This is a genomic window from Aminobacter sp. P4_D5, assembly GCF_056401815.1.
In genome coordinates, this window is record NZ_JBFUIP010001224.1 from 1 (window position 1) to 553 (window position 553).

1 protein-coding gene is annotated in these 553 nt (G+C 66.9%); it reads right to left on the reverse strand.

The annotated features are described in order from the left end of the window. Nucleotides 1–553, reverse strand: a 553-nt coding sequence (locus AC1DWF_RS37620; protein WP_476843506.1) for an ABC transporter transmembrane domain-containing protein, incomplete at both ends; no start/stop codon positions are given.

Consider the following 553-nt stretch of genomic DNA (forward strand, 5'->3'; position numbering starts at 1 on the left):
GATCTCAACCGTGCCGCCCGTCACGTCGTAGAAGCGGAAGAGTAGCCGGGAGATGGTGGATTTTCCCGCACCCGTGGGCCCGACGATGGCCAGCATCCGCCCCGGCGGCACCTCGAAGCTGACGCCCTTCAGGATCTCGCGGTCCGGCCGGTAGGCGAAGCGCACGTCCCGGAAGGCGATGGCGCCGGCGGTGACGGCGAGCGGCGCGGCGTCCGGTGCGTCCGCGATCTCCTGCGGGACGTCGAGGAGATGGAACATCGCCTCCATGTCGGTGAGGCCCTGCTTGATCTCGCGATAGGCGAAGCCGAGGAAGTTGAGCGGCATGTAGAGCTGGATCAGGTAGGCATTGACCATGACGAAGTCGCCGACGGTCATCTGCCCGTGGACGATGCCGCGCCCGGCCAGCAGCATCACCACCGTCAGGCCGAGGGACATGATGAGCGCCTGTCCTGCGTTCAGCGCGTTGAGGGAAATCTCCGAGCGGGCATAGGCGCGCTCGTAGCGGCTGAGGCTCTCGTCGTAGCGGGCGGCCTCGTGGCGCTCGTTGTTGAAG